Source organism: Gordonia sp. AC31 (genome assembly GCF_031844505.1).
GTDB lineage: Bacteria > Actinomycetota > Actinomycetes > Mycobacteriales > Mycobacteriaceae > Gordonia > Gordonia hongkongensis.
Genome location: NZ_JAUZVK010000009.1, coordinates 108,626 through 124,004, shown reverse-complemented (window position 1 = coordinate 124,004; position 15,379 = coordinate 108,626). Strand labels below are relative to the sequence as shown.

General features: G+C 68.9%; 12 protein-coding genes and 1 pseudogene. 2 read left to right on the top strand and 11 right to left on the bottom strand.

Translation table 11 applies throughout. The annotated features are described in order from the left end of the window. Nucleotides 1–70: 70 nt before the first annotated feature. The 10 genes and pseudogenes from Q9R39_RS13025 to Q9R39_RS12980 form a co-directional block, all read right to left on the bottom strand. Nucleotides 71–1,411: a carboxylesterase family protein gene (locus Q9R39_RS13025; RefSeq protein WP_068972120.1), complete on the bottom strand. Its 1,341-nt coding sequence runs from the start codon at nt 1,409–1,411 to the stop codon at nt 71–73. Then, nucleotides 1,408–3,549: a cation-translocating P-type ATPase gene (locus Q9R39_RS13020; protein ID WP_159371999.1), complete on the bottom strand. Its 2,142-nt coding sequence runs from the start codon at nt 3,547–3,549 to the stop codon at nt 1,408–1,410. Before Q9R39_RS13020 ends, Q9R39_RS13025 begins: the two co-directional genes overlap by 4 nt. A gap of 87 nt (nt 3,550–3,636) precedes the next feature. Next, the gene (locus Q9R39_RS13015) at nt 3,637–3,924 is read right to left on the bottom strand and encodes a DUF1490 family protein (protein WP_311277604.1); all 288 of its coding nucleotides are present in this window, start codon (nt 3,922–3,924) and stop codon (nt 3,637–3,639) included. A 404-nt stretch (nt 3,925–4,328) separates the two neighbouring features. Continuing rightward, complete coding sequence (locus Q9R39_RS13010; RefSeq protein ID WP_311277603.1) at nt 4,329–7,046, bottom strand: fumarate reductase/succinate dehydrogenase flavoprotein subunit; 2,718 nt, start codon at nt 7,044–7,046, stop codon at nt 4,329–4,331. A 7-nt stretch (nt 7,047–7,053) separates the two neighbouring features. Then, nucleotides 7,054–7,830, bottom strand: a complete 777-nt coding sequence (locus Q9R39_RS13005; RefSeq protein ID WP_311277602.1) for an ABC transporter ATP-binding protein — start codon at nt 7,828–7,830, stop codon at nt 7,054–7,056. 50 nt (nt 7,831–7,880) lie between these two features. Beyond that, nucleotides 7,881–8,738 (bottom strand): ABC transporter permease, encoded by an 858-nt coding sequence (locus Q9R39_RS13000; protein WP_311277601.1) that lies wholly within the window; start codon nt 8,736–8,738, stop codon nt 7,881–7,883. Next, the gene (locus Q9R39_RS12995; RefSeq protein ID WP_311277600.1) at nt 8,735–10,174 is read right to left on the bottom strand and encodes an ABC transporter substrate-binding protein; all 1,440 of its coding nucleotides are present in this window, start codon (nt 10,172–10,174) and stop codon (nt 8,735–8,737) included. Before Q9R39_RS12995 ends, Q9R39_RS13000 begins: the two co-directional genes overlap by 4 nt. 83 nt (nt 10,175–10,257) lie before the next feature. Next, nucleotides 10,258–10,485, bottom strand: a complete 228-nt coding sequence (locus Q9R39_RS12990) for a ferredoxin family protein (RefSeq protein ID WP_010843879.1) — start codon at nt 10,483–10,485, stop codon at nt 10,258–10,260. Next, the gene (locus Q9R39_RS12985) at nt 10,482–11,174 is read right to left on the bottom strand and encodes a GntR family transcriptional regulator (RefSeq protein ID WP_159372000.1); all 693 of its coding nucleotides are present in this window, start codon (nt 11,172–11,174) and stop codon (nt 10,482–10,484) included. Before Q9R39_RS12985 ends, Q9R39_RS12990 begins: the two co-directional genes overlap by 4 nt. A 246-nt stretch (nt 11,175–11,420) precedes the next feature. Continuing rightward, nucleotides 11,421–11,872 (bottom strand): annotated as a pseudogene (locus Q9R39_RS12980) (alpha/beta fold hydrolase); the annotation flags it as partial. Nucleotides 11,873–11,928: 56 nt separating this feature from the next. On the opposite strand from Q9R39_RS12980, the gene ilvD reads away from it, so the two are divergent. Together ilvD and Q9R39_RS12970 are read left to right on the top strand one after the other, a co-directional pair. Then, nucleotides 11,929–13,644, top strand: a complete 1,716-nt coding sequence (ilvD, locus tag Q9R39_RS12975; RefSeq protein ID WP_065631105.1) for a dihydroxy-acid dehydratase — start codon at nt 11,929–11,931, stop codon at nt 13,642–13,644. 130 nt (nt 13,645–13,774) lie between these two features. After that, nucleotides 13,775–14,041, top strand: a complete 267-nt coding sequence (locus Q9R39_RS12970) for a lipopolysaccharide assembly protein LapA domain-containing protein (protein WP_065631106.1) — start codon at nt 13,775–13,777, stop codon at nt 14,039–14,041. Between the two features lie 36 nt (nt 14,042–14,077). On the opposite strand, the gene Q9R39_RS12965 is transcribed toward Q9R39_RS12970, so the two are convergent. Beyond that, nucleotides 14,078–15,328, bottom strand: coding sequence for an alpha/beta hydrolase (locus Q9R39_RS12965; protein ID WP_311277599.1), 1,251 nt, complete (start codon nt 15,326–15,328; stop codon nt 14,078–14,080). Nucleotides 15,329–15,379: the final 51 nt, after the last annotated feature.

Below are 15,379 nucleotides of genomic sequence, written 5' to 3'. Positions count from 1 at the left end.
TTCGGCTGCAGACGCCCAATCCGTGGTGAGACCGCGGGTACAGTCGCATTCGCGCTACGCGATGCCGCGGTCAACGGAAGCGGATCAGGCCCGGCACATCAGCCGGCGCGGTCCATCCGTCGCGAGCGAAGTCCGCCCAGATCCGTCGCAACGTGCGGCCGTCCTCGGCAGCCCGATCGGCGTCGTGGCCGGCCAGGATCGGGGCGCCGGCCCAGATCTCCGGGGTTCCGAACAGCAACGGGATGTCGACGGTGTGCACGGCGCGCAGCGGGTGATCTGCTGCGCCCCAGTCGATGACGTACTGCGCGGCCTTTCCTCCGGCGCGTCGGTGGCGTCGGGCGAAGCGGTCGGCCGCCGACGTGTAGATGGCACGGGTGAGTTGCTGGACAAGGCATTCGTACAGGCGGTTGCCGACCAACGGAACCGCGGGGAGCGACGACACCCCGTCGATCGCCGCGGTGAAGAACGCGGCCTCGCGGCTGCACCAGCCGATGAGGACCTCGACGTCCCGCGCTCGACTCTCCCAGACCGCGTCCACCTCGTCCTCGGGTGGCAGCGGATGGTGGCCGTACTGGGGACCGAAGGACATGAACGCCGGAAGTCCATGTTGCAGAATCGCTTTGAGTCCCATCATCGACTCCTGGACGGCCAGGACCTCGTCGACGGTCGCCGACGCCGACACCTGGTGCGACGCAGCGAACATGTCCGCATGCAACCGCTCGCGACGTCGGGTGATGCCGAGGGGCGCACTCTGGATGATGGCGCGGCGGAACAGGCCCGTCACGCCGTCGGCCGCCATCAATTGTGCAACCGCGTCGCCGCCGGCTGATTCGCCGAAGACGGTGACGGCGTTGGGATCGCCGCCGAAGGACGCGATGTTCCGCTGAACCCAGCGCAGCGCTTCGATCATGTCGAGCAGGCCCAGGTTCGCCGGCCGGTTGATGCCGTCGCCGAGGAACCCAAACAATCCCAGTCGGTAGGTCACTGACACGACGACCACCCGCTGTTCGGCGACCAGCGCCGCCGGATCGTGGCAGGGCGCGTCGGCGGCGCCGATGATGTACGACCCGCCGTGAATCCAGACCATCACCGGGAGAGCCTCGTCGGGTCGACGGTCGACCGGCACCGTGACCGACACGTACTGGGCGTGCTCGTCGCCGACCATCTCGCCCAGCGCGGCATCGCCGAAGGTGTCGTGGACGATCCCCTCGCCGTTGCGCTGAGGACAGGCGGGCGACCACGAGGTCGCATCGATCGGCTCGTCGGCCGGCGGTTGCGGGGACGGAACCTCGAAGCGCGCCGCCTGCGCGAAGCGGATCCCGGTGGCGCGCACGACCTGTCCGTCGGTGCGAGCGATGATCGTCCCGGCCGGACACTCGAAGGTCGCGGTCGTCGTGGGTACCTCGGTCATGCGCGGACTTCCTCCGCCGACGCCGACGGAGCCGGTTCGACCTGATACCGGATGAGCCGAGAACTGTTGAGCACCACGGCAACCGATGATGCGTTGTGCAGCACGGCGGCGAGGACCGGCGAGAGCGCACCGCCCGCGCCGATCACCAGCCCCAGGGCGTTGACGGCGATCGACATACCGTAGTTCTGTCGTATCACCTCGACGGTGTGCGAACCCAGATCGCGGATGTCGAGCAGCTTGCGCAGGTCGTCCCCGGCTAGCGCGACGTCCGCGGTCTCGACCGCGACATCCGTTCCGGCCAACCCCATCGCGATGCCGATGTCCGCGGCGGCCAACGCGGGGGCGTCGTTCACACCGTCACCCACCACCGCGACCACGTGGCCGAGGGCCTGCAGCTCACGAACCACCGCGAGCTTGTCGTCAGGGGTGACCTCGGCGGCCCACCGCTCGATGCCGAGTTCGGCGGCGATGGTCGCCGCGGTGACCGGGTGATCGCCGGTGAGCATGGCGATCTCGGTGACCCCGTCGGCACGCAGCGCGTCGAGCACCTCACGCGCCTCGGGACGCAGCTCGTCGGACAGACTCACCAGACCGACGAGCGTGCCGTCGACGGCCAGCAGCAGCGGTGTCTCGCTCGCCTGCCGCAAGCGGTCCACCCAGCCGATGGCGTCGTCGGAGATCGCGACGCCGTGCCGGTCGAGGAGCGACGGATTACCCAGCAGGAGCACGCGCCCGTCTTCGGCGCGGGTGCGCATGCCGAGTCCGACGATGACCTCGCATTCCGCATGCGTCGGGATCTCGATGCGACGTTCCTCCGTGGACCGGATGACCGCTTCGGCGAGCGGATGACGCGAATGGATCTCGGAGCTGGCCGCGTAGGCGAGGATCTGTTCGGGCTGCCAGTCGTCGGAGAAGGACACGACGTTGGTCACGACCGGGCGCCCGACGGTCAGCGTGCCGGTCTTGTCGAACACCACCGCCGAGATCCGTCCCGAAGCCTCGAGGTGCGATCCGCCCTTGATGAGGATTCCGCGCCGCGCGCCGTTCCCGATGGCGCCGCTGATCGCGGTCGGGGTGGACAGCCCCACCGCACACGGGCACGCGATCAGCAGCATCGTCATCGCACGACGGAGATCGCGCGTCACCAGCAGCGTCAGCGCCGACAACGCGAACGACGCGGGTACGAACCGCCGGGAGAAGTTCTCCCCGACCGTCTGGATGGGAGCGCGGTCGCGCTGGGCCTCCTCGACCCGGCCGATGATCCGACCGATCGAGGTGTCGTCGCCGACCGCGTGGGCCTCGATGACGATCCGGCCGGTGAGTACCACCGAGCCGGCCTGCACGCGGTCGCCGACGTGCTTGGTCACCGGGAGGTTCTCGCCGGTCAGCGCGGACTGGTCGACCACCGCCTCCCCGTCGACGACCACCCCGTCGACCGCCACCGCGACCTGCTCGTGCACGATCACCGCGTCCCCGACGTGGAGCGCGTCGATGGCCACCTGCACCTCGGTGCCGTCGGCGAGGCGGACCCACGCCGTGTCCTGGGTGCCGCGGAGGAGGTCGGCGATGGCGCGGCGGGTGCGTCGCAGGGTGAGGTCCTGGAGGAACTCACCGATGTTGAGCAACCACAACACGGTCAGCGCGACCACGTTCTCGCGCAGCAGCAAACTCGCAATCGTGGCAGCGGAGACCAGTGCGTCGGTGCCGGCCCGGCCGCCACGCAGCGAGCGGAGCGCGCCGCGGAGGAACGGGTAGCCGGAGAAGATGGTGACACCGGTGGCGACGGTGCGCGAGGCCGGACCGAGCAGCGGCGGACGGCGGAACCCGTAGCGCCGGAAACCCAGCAGGACCAGGGCTCCCGCGCCGATGCCCATCCGCAACAGGTCGGCATTGGTGACGTCGGCCGAATGCGGTGCGCGGTCAGGAAGATTCGCGGGGTCGGCGTGAGTGGCCGCCGCGATCGCATGATCGATGGCATCCCGGTCGGTGTCCGCCCGGAACCACACGACGACCGAGGCGGTGCGCGGATAGGCGTGCACGGCGCGCACACCCGTCACCCTGGCGACGCTCTCCTCGATGGCCACGGCACGGCGGTCGGCGACAGTGCGATCGGTGACCCGCAGCCACGGAACCGTCATACGCACCCGGCCCGCCGCCGACGACCGGACGACGATCTCGGTCGGTGGCAGCTCGGGAGAGTACGTCGGCGCGGACGTGCTCACGATTCAGTGATCGTGGTCGTGGTCGTGAGCCACCGCTGTTCCCGGCGGTGTCGACTCCTCGCCCAGCCGTTCCTTCGCCTCGGCGACGATGTCGGCGGTGTTGAGTCGCACCGACTCCGCGACCTCCTCGGCCTTGCGGGTTCCACGGATACCCCACGTGGTCGCCACGACGGCTCCCTCACGCAGCGGGGCGCGTCGAGCGACGGTGCGTACGGCGTCGTAGGCGACGGCTCCGACGAAGCCGGTGGCGACCGCCGCGCCGGCCTTGGCGAGCAGTGCATGAAGTGCCATGTGGGGTCCTCGCTATCCGATGTGCTGCACACGTGGTGACAGGACACCACGCTACAGGCGCACCGCGACTCACATGGTGCGGCCGCGGGTGCGGTTGTCGGACATGCGGACTCGCTAATGTGAGTGGCACCGTTCGGGTGCTTTTCGAACCCCGGTCGCCGGACCCTTCGTGACGCGCCCTCCGCAAGCTCCAAGCGCTCCGCAGGGAGCAGGACTGCCGCGCCCTCCGCAAGCTCCGAGCGCTCCTCCTGCCCACCGCAGCGCGCGGTCGGCGACCTTCGGATCACCGTAGGAGGAAACCGGATCGCCGATCGTGTCGAGGCTGCACGGTTCTGTGCTGTCCGTGACGCGGACCGGTTGTGAAGGCGGTCATGGCTCGGCGCCGTGTGCCCGCGCAACGTCTCTCAGTGTGGGGCGAGCGAGCCCCGCAGACTCCGCCGGACCGCGGCCCGGACGTCGGCGTCCGGGTCGTCGGCGGCGCCCTCGAGGATCCGCCGGACCACCGGATCGTCGCTCCACTCCGCGAGGGTGAGGGCGGCAGCCCGCCGGACGTCGTTGTGGACATCTGCGATCGCCTTCTCCAGCGCCGAGACCGTCGCCTCATCACGTGCGACCGCGAGCCCCCGCGCCGCACCGACGCGCACCTGCCATGCGGTCTCACGTAACGCGCGGACGAGGACCGGGCCGTCGACAGCGCCGTCACCCACGACCGCCATCGCGGAGAACGCCGCGGCCCGGACGAGGGGATCGCGGTCGGCTCCGAGTGTCCGGACGGCCTCCACACCACCGCCCCCGACCGTCGACAGCCCGTCGGCCACCGCGATCCGGACCTCACGGTCGGGATCCGTTGCCAGGCCGGCGATCAGCTCGGACTCGTCCCGTGACACCAGCGCGCGGATGGCCTCGATCCGGACGCGGTGGTCGGAATCCTGTGTGGCGGAAGCGAACAGGTCCACCCGATCAGCGCGCACGGCGCGCAACAGGTCGACGACGGTCGCACGCACGACCGGGTCCGGGGACTCGGCGTGATTGGCGAGCGCCGACACGAACTCCGCGGTCGGGTCGATGATCTCGACGAGTTCCCGCAGCCCCTGCGTCGCCGCTCCGCGGACCGGTGCCACAGCGTCGGCCAGCGCTCCGACCACGGCCATCTCGAACCCGTCCGGGGCGTTCTCGGTCAGCACCGCGATCGAGGTTCGGCGGACCGTCGGATCCGGGTCTGCCAGATAATCGGCGAGATCGGCGGCGTGGGTCACCGAGGTTCCGAGCAGTTCGACGATCCTCGGTGACGCCGTTGCCGTGGACTCGTCCTTCCTCGTGGTCTCACGCACCGGGCTCTCGACACCGCGGTATCCCGGGCCCGTCGACACGACCGGTTGTTCGATCGCGATCACCGTGCGGTCGGCCGGCGGGATGTGGTCCAGCCCCTCGACATCGACCAGGAAGGGTTCGACCGGCCGACCGAGGAACTCCATCGTGCCGTCGGCGGCCTTGCGGACGTTCAGGTGGTAGCCCCACTCGTCGTCCCGGCGCTCGGGGAGATCGGCACGCTCGTGATAGAGACCCCACCGACTCTCGGTGCGTGTCAACGAACTACGGGCCGCCAGTTCGGCGCAGTCGCGGATGAACGACACCTCCGCACACCGCATCAGTTCGTGCGGGGTCCGCCCGCCCATCTGCTCGATCTCCGAGCGCATGCGTTCGAAGGTCTCGATGGCGATGGCGAGCTTGTTCGACGTCTTCGGCGGCGCCACATAGTCGTTGACGAATCGGCGCAGCTTGTATTCCACCTGTGGCTGGGGTGGACCGTCCGGGTGGGTCAGCGGTCGGTAGATCAGCTCGTGGGCGGCGCGCAGCTGGTCCATCGGCAATTCGGTGGGCGCAGCCAGGTCGCGGGCGGTGTCGCTGGCGTGCTGACCGGTGAGTTCCCCGTAGACGAACGCGCCGATCATGTAATTGTGCGGCACGCAGGCGAGGTCGCCGGCGGCATACAGGCCGTCGACGGTGGTGCGGCCATGCTCGTCGACCCAGACTCCGGACGCGGAATGTCCGCTGCACAAACCGATCTCGGAGATGTGCATCTCGATGTCGTGGGTGCGATAGTCGTGTCCGCGGTTGCTGTGGAACGTACCCCGCGTGGGTCGTTCGGTGGTGTGCAGGATCGACTCGAGCGATTCCAGCGTCTCGTCGGGAAGATGACTGACCTTGAGATAGATCGGGCCGCGAGCCGACTCGATCTCCGACTTCACCTCCGCCATCATGTCTCCGGACCAGTAGTCGGAATCGACGAATCGCTCTCCGTCGGCGTTCACCTGATACCCGCCGAACGGGTTCGCCACATACGCACACGCGGGGCCGTTGTAGTCCTTGATCAGCGGGTTGATCTGGAAGCACTCGATGCCGCTGAGCTCCGCGCCCGCGTGGTAGGCCATCGAGTAACCGTCGCCGGCGTTCGTCGGGTTCTCGTAGGTGCCGTAGAGGTATCCGGAGGCGGGCAGGCCCAGGCGACCGCACGGGCCGGTGGCGAGAATGACCGTCTTGGCTCCGATCTCGACGAACTCGCCGGTGCGCGTGTGCAACGCGGCCGCACCCACCGCGCGCCCGCCCGCGGTCAGGACCCGGACGGGCATCAGCCGGTTCTCGATCGTGATCTTCTCGCGCATGTCCCGCTTGCGCAGGACGCGGTACAGCGCCTTCTTCACGTCTTTGCCCTCGGGCATCGGCAGGACGTACGACCCCGACCGGTGCACCCGGCGGACCGCGTACTCGCCGTACTCGTCCTTCTCGAACTTCACGCCGTAGCGTTCCAGACGACCGATCATTGCAAAGCCGCGAGTCGCTGTCTGATACACCGTCTTCTGGTTCACGATGCCGTCATTGGCTCGAGTGATCTCGGCGACGTAACTCTCGGGGGTGGCCTTGCCGGGGATGACCGCGTTGTTCACCCCGTCCATCCCCATGGCGAGGGCCCCGGAGTGGCGGACATGCGCCTTGTCGAGCAGCAAGACCGACGCGCCGTTCTCGGCGGCGGTGAGAGCGGCCATCGTCCCGGCTGTCCCGCCGCCGATGACCAGCACGTCACAGTCGAGCCGACTCCGGTCGGCGATGTCTGGGATATCCACTGCCGGTTCACTTCTCCAATGCATCGAGGATGGTGCGGCGAAGCCGCCGGGTGGCGTCGTCCCCGCGGCGTTCCGGGTCGCGAGGGTGCGGGACGTCGACGGTGGCGCGGACGGTCTCGCCCGCACGGCCCAGTACGACGACCCGGTCGCCCAACAGCAGCGCCTCGTCGACGTCGTGGGTCACGAAGACCACGGTCGACGGGTGCGCCGACAGGGTCTGCAGCAGCAACCGCTGCATGGCGGTCCGTGTCTGCGCGTCGAGCGCCCCGAAGGGTTCGTCCATCAGAACCGCTCTCGGCGACCCGGCGAGGCCACGGGCGAGCTGCACGCGCTGACGCATGCCGCCGGACAACGACTTCGGCAGGTGGTCGGCGAAGCCGTCCAGACCGATCTCGGTGATCCACTGCTCGGCCTGATCCCGGCGGTGTCGCCGCGGGACGCCGCGCAATGTCAACGCCAGCAGGATGTTCCCGCGTACCGTCCGCCACGGGTGCAGCGCATCGTCCTGGAACACCATGGCCCGATCCCGGGACGTGGTGACAACCGGGTCGCCGTCTGCGAGGATTCGTCCGCCGCGGACCGGGAGGAGACCCGCGACGGCGCGGAGGATCGTGGACTTCCCGCACCCGGACGGTCCCGTCAGGACGACGATCTCGCCGGCGCCGACAACGAGGTCGAATCCGTCGATCACCGTCGAGTCCCCGTAGCCGATCCGGATGTCCTCGAGATCGAGCCGCATCCCGGTGACCGGGTCCACCGGCCGTGCCGTTGTCGCGGATGCCATCGTTGCTCCTGCCGTCGCGGGGGCCATCGTCGCTCCTGCCGTCGTCGGGGTCATCGTTGCTCCTGCCCTCGCGGCAGCCAGCGGGTGACCCGCCGTCCGATCACCTCGATCAGCCCCGACGTCAGTGCGCCGAGGACGCCGATGGTCAGCATTCCTACGAACACCTGCGGGTAGTCGACCACCGTGTACGCCTGCCACGTGCGGTATCCGACCCCGTGCCGGCCGGAGATCATCTCGGCGGAGATGAGGCAGATCCAGGCGACGCCGACCCCGACCGACAGTCCGCTGAACACACCCGGCGCGATACCGGGCAGGATCACCCGGAGGACGACGTCTCGACGGGTGCCGCCCATCGTCCGCACCGAGTCCTCCCAGATCGTGGGCAGCGCCCGGACGGCATGGCGGGTCGCGACGAGGATGGGGAAGAACGCCGCCGCGAAGGTGATGAAGACCATGCCGGCCTCGTCGGTCGGCAACACCAGGATCGCGACCGGTACCAGTGCGATCGCCGGGATCGGACGGAGCACCTCGGTGAGGGTGCCGACCGTGAGTCGCGCTGTCCCGGAGCGGCCGAGGGCGATTCCCACCGGGATGCCGACGCAGACCGCCAGCGCGAATCCCGTACCGATCCGGATCAGCGACTGGCCGAGATCCAGGTAATACTGCTCGGAGCCGAGAGCTGCCCAGAACGCCTGGCCGACGTCGGTGAGCGAGGGAATGGTGTCGAACCTGGCCCACAGAACCACATCGTGCGTGGTCAGCAGCTGCCAGACGACACCGGCCACCACCAGGACCAGTATCCGGACTCCCCAGTGCCAGTACCGGTTCGACCCGTCCGGGGTCCGGACCGGCACCGAATCGGTGGCCGTGTCGTCGACGGCGACCGATCCGATCGTCGCGGTGGTCATGACACGACTCCGGCGAGTGCCTGCTCGTACGTCACGTCGACGGCACCGGGATGCGTCGCGCGGTACTGTCGCGCGCTGTCGGTCGTGGTGAACGCGACGTACCGGTCGCCCTCCCGCAGCCACACCGCCTTGTCGGCGAACCAGCGGGTCCCGAGCTGCGGGTCCGAGATGTAGGCGGCCCGGACTTCCTGGCCCTGTCGTCGAGCCTGTGCGACCGCGCGCAGCAAGCAGGTCGGATCCGCGGCGGGTTGGGTCCGTTCCTGTCCGCGCAACCAGAGCTCACCGGCGGTCGCCGGGTCGACCTCGACCCCGCAGATCGGATCGTCGCCACGGGTGACGGAGGCATTGCCGGTGCGGCTCAGGGCTTCCGAGTAGTTGATGCCGGCCGCGGCGAAGGTGTCCTGCAGCGGCCCCGGATCGACGAAGGTGTCCAGGTCGATCTCGTGGGGGAAGCTGCCGATGGACTTCAGGTAGGGGACGTCGTTGCGCAGCGCCCCGACGAGGTCCGACTTGATGGCCGGATTGAAGTCCGTTCCGCCCGGGCCGTTGTAGAGGTAGACGACCTCGGCCGGGAGACCGCTGTTCTCCGCGACGAGTTCGGCGGCGGCGAGCGGGTCGCGGGTCAGGGACTCGGTCGCATCGAGCTGAGCGCGCAGGAAGGCCTGGACCACGTCCGGGTTCTCGTGCGCATAGGCAGATCTCGCGACGACGCCGTGCAGGGTCGGAACCCCGAGCTGGGCTCCGTCATAGAGCAACCGCGCCTTGTCCTGGAAGACCAGGAGTCCGGGCCAGGCCACGAACTGGGCCAGGGCATCCACCTTGCCCGACTCCAGCGCCGACGCGCCCACCTGCGGCTGTTGGTTCTGCACCTGCACCCCGGTGGTGGGGTCGATCCCGGCGCGGTCGAGGGCCTGCACGAGCGTCCCGTGACCGGCCGATCCGACGCTGGCCGAGATCGACTTCCCGCGTAGATCGGCGATCGTCGTGGCCGGTGAATTCTGCGGGACCACAACCATGTTCAGCGAACCCCGCGGGCTGGATCCCGTGACCGACAGCATCTCGGTGCGGGTCTTCTCCTCGGCACCGGCACGGGATCCGTTGATCAGCAACGGATAGTCACCCATCGACCCGATGTCGATCTTGCCCGCGATCATCCCGGTCGTGATCGGCGCGCCGGTGTCGAAGTCCTGCCACTCGACCGTGTACTCCTGGCCGGTCCGCTCGGTGACCTCGGCGAGCCGCTTCTCGAACTGACCTTCCACGCGGAGCAGGGTCCCGGCGGTCACCGTGTTGATCGTCTTCGACTGATAACCGACGACGACCCGGATGGCGTCGGTATCACCGGTGTCCTCGAGCGAGCAAGCGGCACTGCCGAGGGCGACGGCGAGCGTGACGGTGATCGCCGCCAGTTGTCGGGATCGGAGACGTGTTCTCATCGGACGTCCTTTGGGCTGGGACCATGGGCATGGGTGATCGCCGCCGGTTGCGTTGCAGTACCGGCGTTGTGGGACAGAAGATTTCAGCGGAGCAGATAGGGCATGTTGACGGTGACCGCACCCGTCGGGCATCGGACCGCGCACGGCCCGCAGTACCAACACTCGTCGACGTGCATGAAGGCCTTGCCCGATTCCGGGTTGATCGCCAACGAGTCGAGAGGACAGACCTCGACGCAGAGGGTGCAGCCCTCGATGCACAGCGATTCGTCGATTGTGACCGGCACGTCGACGCGGTTGTTGACCTGACTCATGAGCCGGCCGCCTCGCGTCGGGCGGTGCTCCGCAGACAGACTCGGTCACTGCGCATCCGGATGTACTCGAGGTCGACGGGGCGGCTCTCGTGCGCGAGATGGGTCAGTCGTTCGAGCAGCAGCAGCGAGGTACCCGAACCGGTCTCGAGATGCGCCGCCGAATGCGGGTCGGCGTCGACGGCCTCCACCGTCATCGTCGCGTGTCCGAGGGGTCCGCCGGCGATCTGCTCGAGAAGCGTGAACACGTCGTTGTTCTCGAGGTCGTGCTCGAGCAGCGGGATGCCGAGGTCCGGCACGAGATACGTGATGTCCAGGCTGATCGGCTCGTCGTCGAGGTAGCGCAGCCGTTCGATGTAGACGGCCTGCGCGTCGGCGAGTTGCAGCCGCCTCGCGACTGCGCGGGGGGCATCGACGAGGGTGGCGATCTTGACCGTGTTGCGCACCTCGCCGTGCATGCGGAATGTCTCTTTCAGTCCCTGCAGGGCATCGAGCCCATGATCGAGTTTGCGAGCCACCACATGGGTGCCGACCCGTGGCGCTCGCTCGATCAGTCGTTCCTCGGTGAGGATCGCGAGTGCATCGCGGATGGTGTTGCGGGAGACATTGAAGTCGGCGATGAGGGTGCGTTCATCGAGCGAATCGGCGAGGTCGCCGTCGTGGATCTGTCGCCGGAGCACGTCGGCGACCATACGGGCGTTGTCCGCCCGGAGCCGTCCGGCTGCTGTGGTCCTGAGCTGCATGAATGGCACGATAACGCGATCGCGCCGGCCCCGGAACGCCTGTGCGCGGCGCTGGTCGCGGCCCGGGGTGAATGCGCCACCGGCGGTACGCCGTGACCTGCGGCCCGTGCTCGGCCGCAGGTCATTGCGCCACCCTCGTGCGCCTCGGTCCGATTAGAATCACCGCGCTCACAATGCGGTGTCGGCCCCCCCGGGTCAGCGCGGTTGCGTCGCGTCGGCCGCTCGCAGCACCGTCCGCGAGACCGCGTCGGGGCGCGACACCAACGACGCGTGCGAGGCGTTGACCTCGGCGGTGCGCCCGGGTACGGCTCGTCCGGCCAGGAAGCGCTGCAGCGCCGTGGGATCACCCGATCCTGCTGCGAGACGAGGTACCAGCTGGGCACCCGTGCCCACGACGGCGGTCCGGACGGTTCCAGGTTGGCGCGGAGCGCGGCGGATTTCTGGTGGGCGAACATGTCGGCGGCGACCGCGGGCGACACGTCCTGCGCGAAGATCTCCCGGAAGTACGGGCGCGCGATGTAACCGTCGACGTTGCGTCCGGCCACGCCGGTCGGGTCGTTCTCGACCACCGTCAGCTGCAGGGCCGGCGGAAGGAGCCGGCTACCGGGATAGGTGATCGGGTTCAGCAGCCCCTGGACGAACTCGCCCGTGGTGCATCGGGTGTTCCGACCACTCGCCGGCGATGACCACTACTCTTGCCCTCATGACCAAGCGAACCGAACCGGACGCCGAGATCGACATCAAACCGCGTAGTCGCGACGTCACGGACGGCTTGGAGAAGACCGCGGCCCGCGGCATGCTCCGCGCGGTGGGCATGGGCGACGACGACTGGGTGAAACCGCAGATCGGCGTCGGGTCGTCGTGGAACGAGATCACGCCCTGCAACCTGTCGCTCGACCGGCTGGCCAAGGCGGTCAAAGAAGGCGTGCACGAGGGCGGCGGGTACCCGCTCGAGTTCGGCACCATCTCGGTCTCCGACGGCATCTCGATGGGTCACGAGGGCATGCACTTCTCGCTGGTGTCCCGCGAGGTGATCGCCGACAGCGTCGAAACCGTCATGAGCGCCGAGCGCCTGGACGGTTCGGTCCTGCTGGCCGGTTGCGACAAGTCCCTGCCCGGCATGCTGATGGCCGCGGCCCGACTCGACCTCGCGTCGGTGTTCCTCTACGCCGGGTCGACACTGCCCGGATACGCGACGCTGTCGGACGGCAAAGAGCGTCAGGTGACCATCATCGACGCCTTCGAGGCGGTCGGGGCGTGCTCGCGCGGACTTATGAGCCGGGAGGACGTCGACACCATCGAGCGCGCGATCTGCCCGGGTGAGGGTGCGTGCGGCGGCATGTACACCGCCAACACGATGGCCAGCGCGGCCGAGGCACTGGGGATGTCCATCCCGGGCAGTGCCGCACCCCCGGCCCCGGACAAGCGTCGCGACCAGTTCGCCCGCCAGAGCGGGGTCGCCGTCGTCGAGATGCTGCGCCGCGGGATCACCGCGCGCGACATCATGACCCGCGAGGCCTTCGAGAACGCGATCGCCGTGGTGATGGCGTTCGGCGGCTCGACCAATGCGGTGCTCCACCTCCTCGCCATCGCCAACGAGGCCGAGGTCGAACTGTCGCTCGACGACTTCATCAGCGTCGGCAGCCGGGTTCCGCACCTGGCCGACGTCAAGCCGTTCGGCCGGCACGTGATGACCGACGTCGATCGCATCGGCGGTGTGCCGGTGGTGATGAAGGCACTCCTCGACGCGGGCCTCCTGCACGGCGACTGCCTGACGGTGACCGGATCGACGGTCGCCGAGAACCTGGCGCACATCGCGCCGCCGGACCCGGACGGCCAGGTCCTGCGGGCCACGAAGTCGCCCATCCATCCCACCGGCGGCATCACCATCCTCAAGGGATCGCTGGCCCCGGAGGGCGCGGTGGTGAAGTCCGCAGGCTTCGACTCCGATGTGTTCGAGGGCACGGCACGGGTTTTCGACCGCGAACGCGCCGCGATGGACGCGCTCGAGGACGGCACGATCACCGCCGGGGACGTCGTCGTCATCCGGTACGAAGGCCCGAAGGGCGGACCGGGCATGCGGGAGATGCTCGCGATCACCGGCGCCATCAAGGGCGCGGGTCTCGGCAAGGACGTGCTCCTGATGACCGACGGCCGGTTCTCCGGCGGCACCACCGGTCTGTGCGTGGGTCACATCGCGCCGGAGGCCGTCGACGGCGGACCGATCGCTCTGGTCCGCGACGGCGACCGGATTCGGCTCGACGTCGGCCGCGGTCTCCTCGACCTCCTCGTCGACGACGACGAACTCGCTTCGCGCGCACAGGAGTTCACTCCCCTGCCCCCGCGGTACACGCGCGGCGTGCTGGCGAAGTACTCCAAGCTCGTCACCTCGGCGTCGCAAGGGGCGGTCTGCCGCTGAGCGCGGTACCGGTCCCGCTGGACCCCTTGAACCCCGGTGCCGGCGTCAGGTTGCGGTTTGTCCCGGATTGCGGGACAAATCGCAACCGGATCTCCGGTGACCGCCGTCGAATGCGCCTACAGTCTCTGGCATGGCCAAAGACCGTGGCACCCCGAAACCCACCACTGGGAAATCGTCCGCGCTGTCGAAGGTGTCTCTGCCGCAATGGATTGCGCTTGGACTGACCGTTCTCGCGGTGGTCTTCATCGTGCAGAACCGGACCACGGTGCGCATCGACCTGTTCTGGGTGAGTGTCGAGTCCCCGCTGTGGTTCATCCTGGCCGTGGTCTTTCTCGTCGGATGGGTCGTCGGCGTACTCGCCGCGCGCGGACGTTACCGGCAGCGCCGTCCGCACTGAGTTCGACGCCGCTTCGTCGGCGAAACCCGCGCGGTCTCACGACGATCGCCCGGGCGGCAGCTCCTTTCGCGGGATGAGGTGGCCGAGCAGCCACTCGTAGATCGCGTCGTCGTTCAGCAGGGTGAAATGGTGTGCGTTGCCGATGTGGAACCCCTCCTGGAACTTCAGCCCGCGACGCTGCCGCGTGTGCTGCCCGCGCCCACTCGGCGCGAGCACCAGGCCGTCACCCAGCAGACGCCCGACCGGGTGGTCGGGGTCGCGGGTGATCGTCGCGGTGACGAAGAGATGGCGAGCGCCCGCCAGCAGCGGCACGTCGGCGCCGGGCGGCTGCGACCACGCGTCCGGGTCGTGACCTATCCAGTCGTCGTCGGTCAGGCTGCCGTGGAACAGGTCCCGCACCCCGGCACTCCGACGACGCAACAATGAGCCGATCGGGCGGGTGACCGGCGTCCGGTTCAGCGCATTCGTGGCCAGGTGGACACCGCGGGCGAGTGGAGCCCCGAGGTGCGGCGTGCCGAGGCACACTGTCTCCGACACCAGGCCCGTCCAGTAGTCGCCGCGCTGATCGGCTGCGTGGCAAGCACTTCGGACGACCAGCCCACCCATCGAATGGCCGATGAGGGTCAGTCGTGTCACCGGCGTCGGCCAGAGCAGGACGAGTGCGTCGAGAAGGTCGGCGAGGGCGCGGCCGTTCTCGCTGATGTGGCGACCGGTGTTGTAGCGGACCTGGACCTCGGTGGCGCCGATGTCGTCGGTCAGCCGCTCGCCGTATGTGGGTTGCTCACCTAGAGACCACGCGAACTCCGACTCCATCAGGCCGTGCAGGAACACGACGACGTGTCCACCCGCGTCGGGGAAGCCATCGCGGAGCGACTCGGCGTCGAGGGAGACCGGCCAGCCGTCGACGCGGATCGACATGTCGGCCGTGAGGGGCGAGTCCGCGGTGTCCAGTTCATCGCCGATGAGACCGTTGAGGATGCCGAGGAGCACCGCGCCTCGAGGGGTGTGCGAGGGCGCGCGGCCCTCCGACCAGGGCACATGGTCCGCAGCCGACCGGCCGGCGTCGAGGGCAGCGGTGATCGAGTTGTACGTCCCCTCGCTGACGGCGTCATGCACCATCCGCGCGGTGTCGACGGAACTCCCCAGGACAGGCCGGAGCATCCGGAAGACGCCCCCGGCGATGACGCGGTGCATCGCTCCGACGCCGCGCGTCGCAGCGCCGGCCTCGTACAGCCCGAGATCGGTGAGGGCCCGCAGCTCGGACTCACGCGTGGTCGTGGCGGTCATGCCCCGAGTGTACAGATGTGCACTCAATGTGGGCGGAGCGGAAGTCGCGAC

What these genes read in the sequence shown, in the direction of transcription:
- Q9R39_RS13025 (WP_068972120.1), bottom strand. Translation starts at nt 1,411, where the DNA reads ATGACCGAGGTACCCACGACGACCGCGACCTTCGAGTGTCCGGCCGGG.
- Q9R39_RS13020 (WP_159371999.1), bottom strand. Translation starts at nt 3,549, where the DNA reads ATGACGGTTCCGTGGCTGCGGGTCACCGATCGCACTGTCGCCGACCGC.
- Q9R39_RS13015 (WP_311277604.1), bottom strand. Translation starts at nt 3,924, where the DNA reads ATGGCACTTCATGCACTGCTCGCCAAGGCCGGCGCGGCGGTCGCCACC.
- Q9R39_RS13005 (WP_311277602.1), bottom strand. Translation starts at nt 7,830, where the DNA reads ATGGCATCCGCGACAACGGCACGGCCGGTGGACCCGGTCACCGGGATG.
- Q9R39_RS13000 (WP_311277601.1), bottom strand. Translation starts at nt 8,738, where the DNA reads ATGACCACCGCGACGATCGGATCGGTCGCCGTCGACGACACGGCCACC.
- Q9R39_RS12995 (WP_311277600.1), bottom strand. Translation starts at nt 10,174, where the DNA reads ATGAGAACACGTCTCCGATCCCGACAACTGGCGGCGATCACCGTCACG.
- Q9R39_RS12990 (WP_010843879.1), bottom strand. Translation starts at nt 10,485, where the DNA reads ATGAGTCAGGTCAACAACCGCGTCGACGTGCCGGTCACAATCGACGAA.
- Q9R39_RS12985 (WP_159372000.1), bottom strand. Translation starts at nt 11,174, where the DNA reads ATGGTCGCCGACGTGCTCCGGCGACAGATCCACGACGGCGACCTCGCC.
- ilvD (WP_065631105.1), top strand. Translation starts at nt 11,929, where the DNA reads ATGACCAAGCGAACCGAACCGGACGCCGAGATCGACATCAAACCGCGT.
- Q9R39_RS12970 (WP_065631106.1), top strand. Translation starts at nt 13,775, where the DNA reads ATGGCCAAAGACCGTGGCACCCCGAAACCCACCACTGGGAAATCGTCC.
- Q9R39_RS12965 (WP_311277599.1), bottom strand. Translation starts at nt 15,328, where the DNA reads ATGACCGCCACGACCACGCGTGAGTCCGAGCTGCGGGCCCTCACCGAT.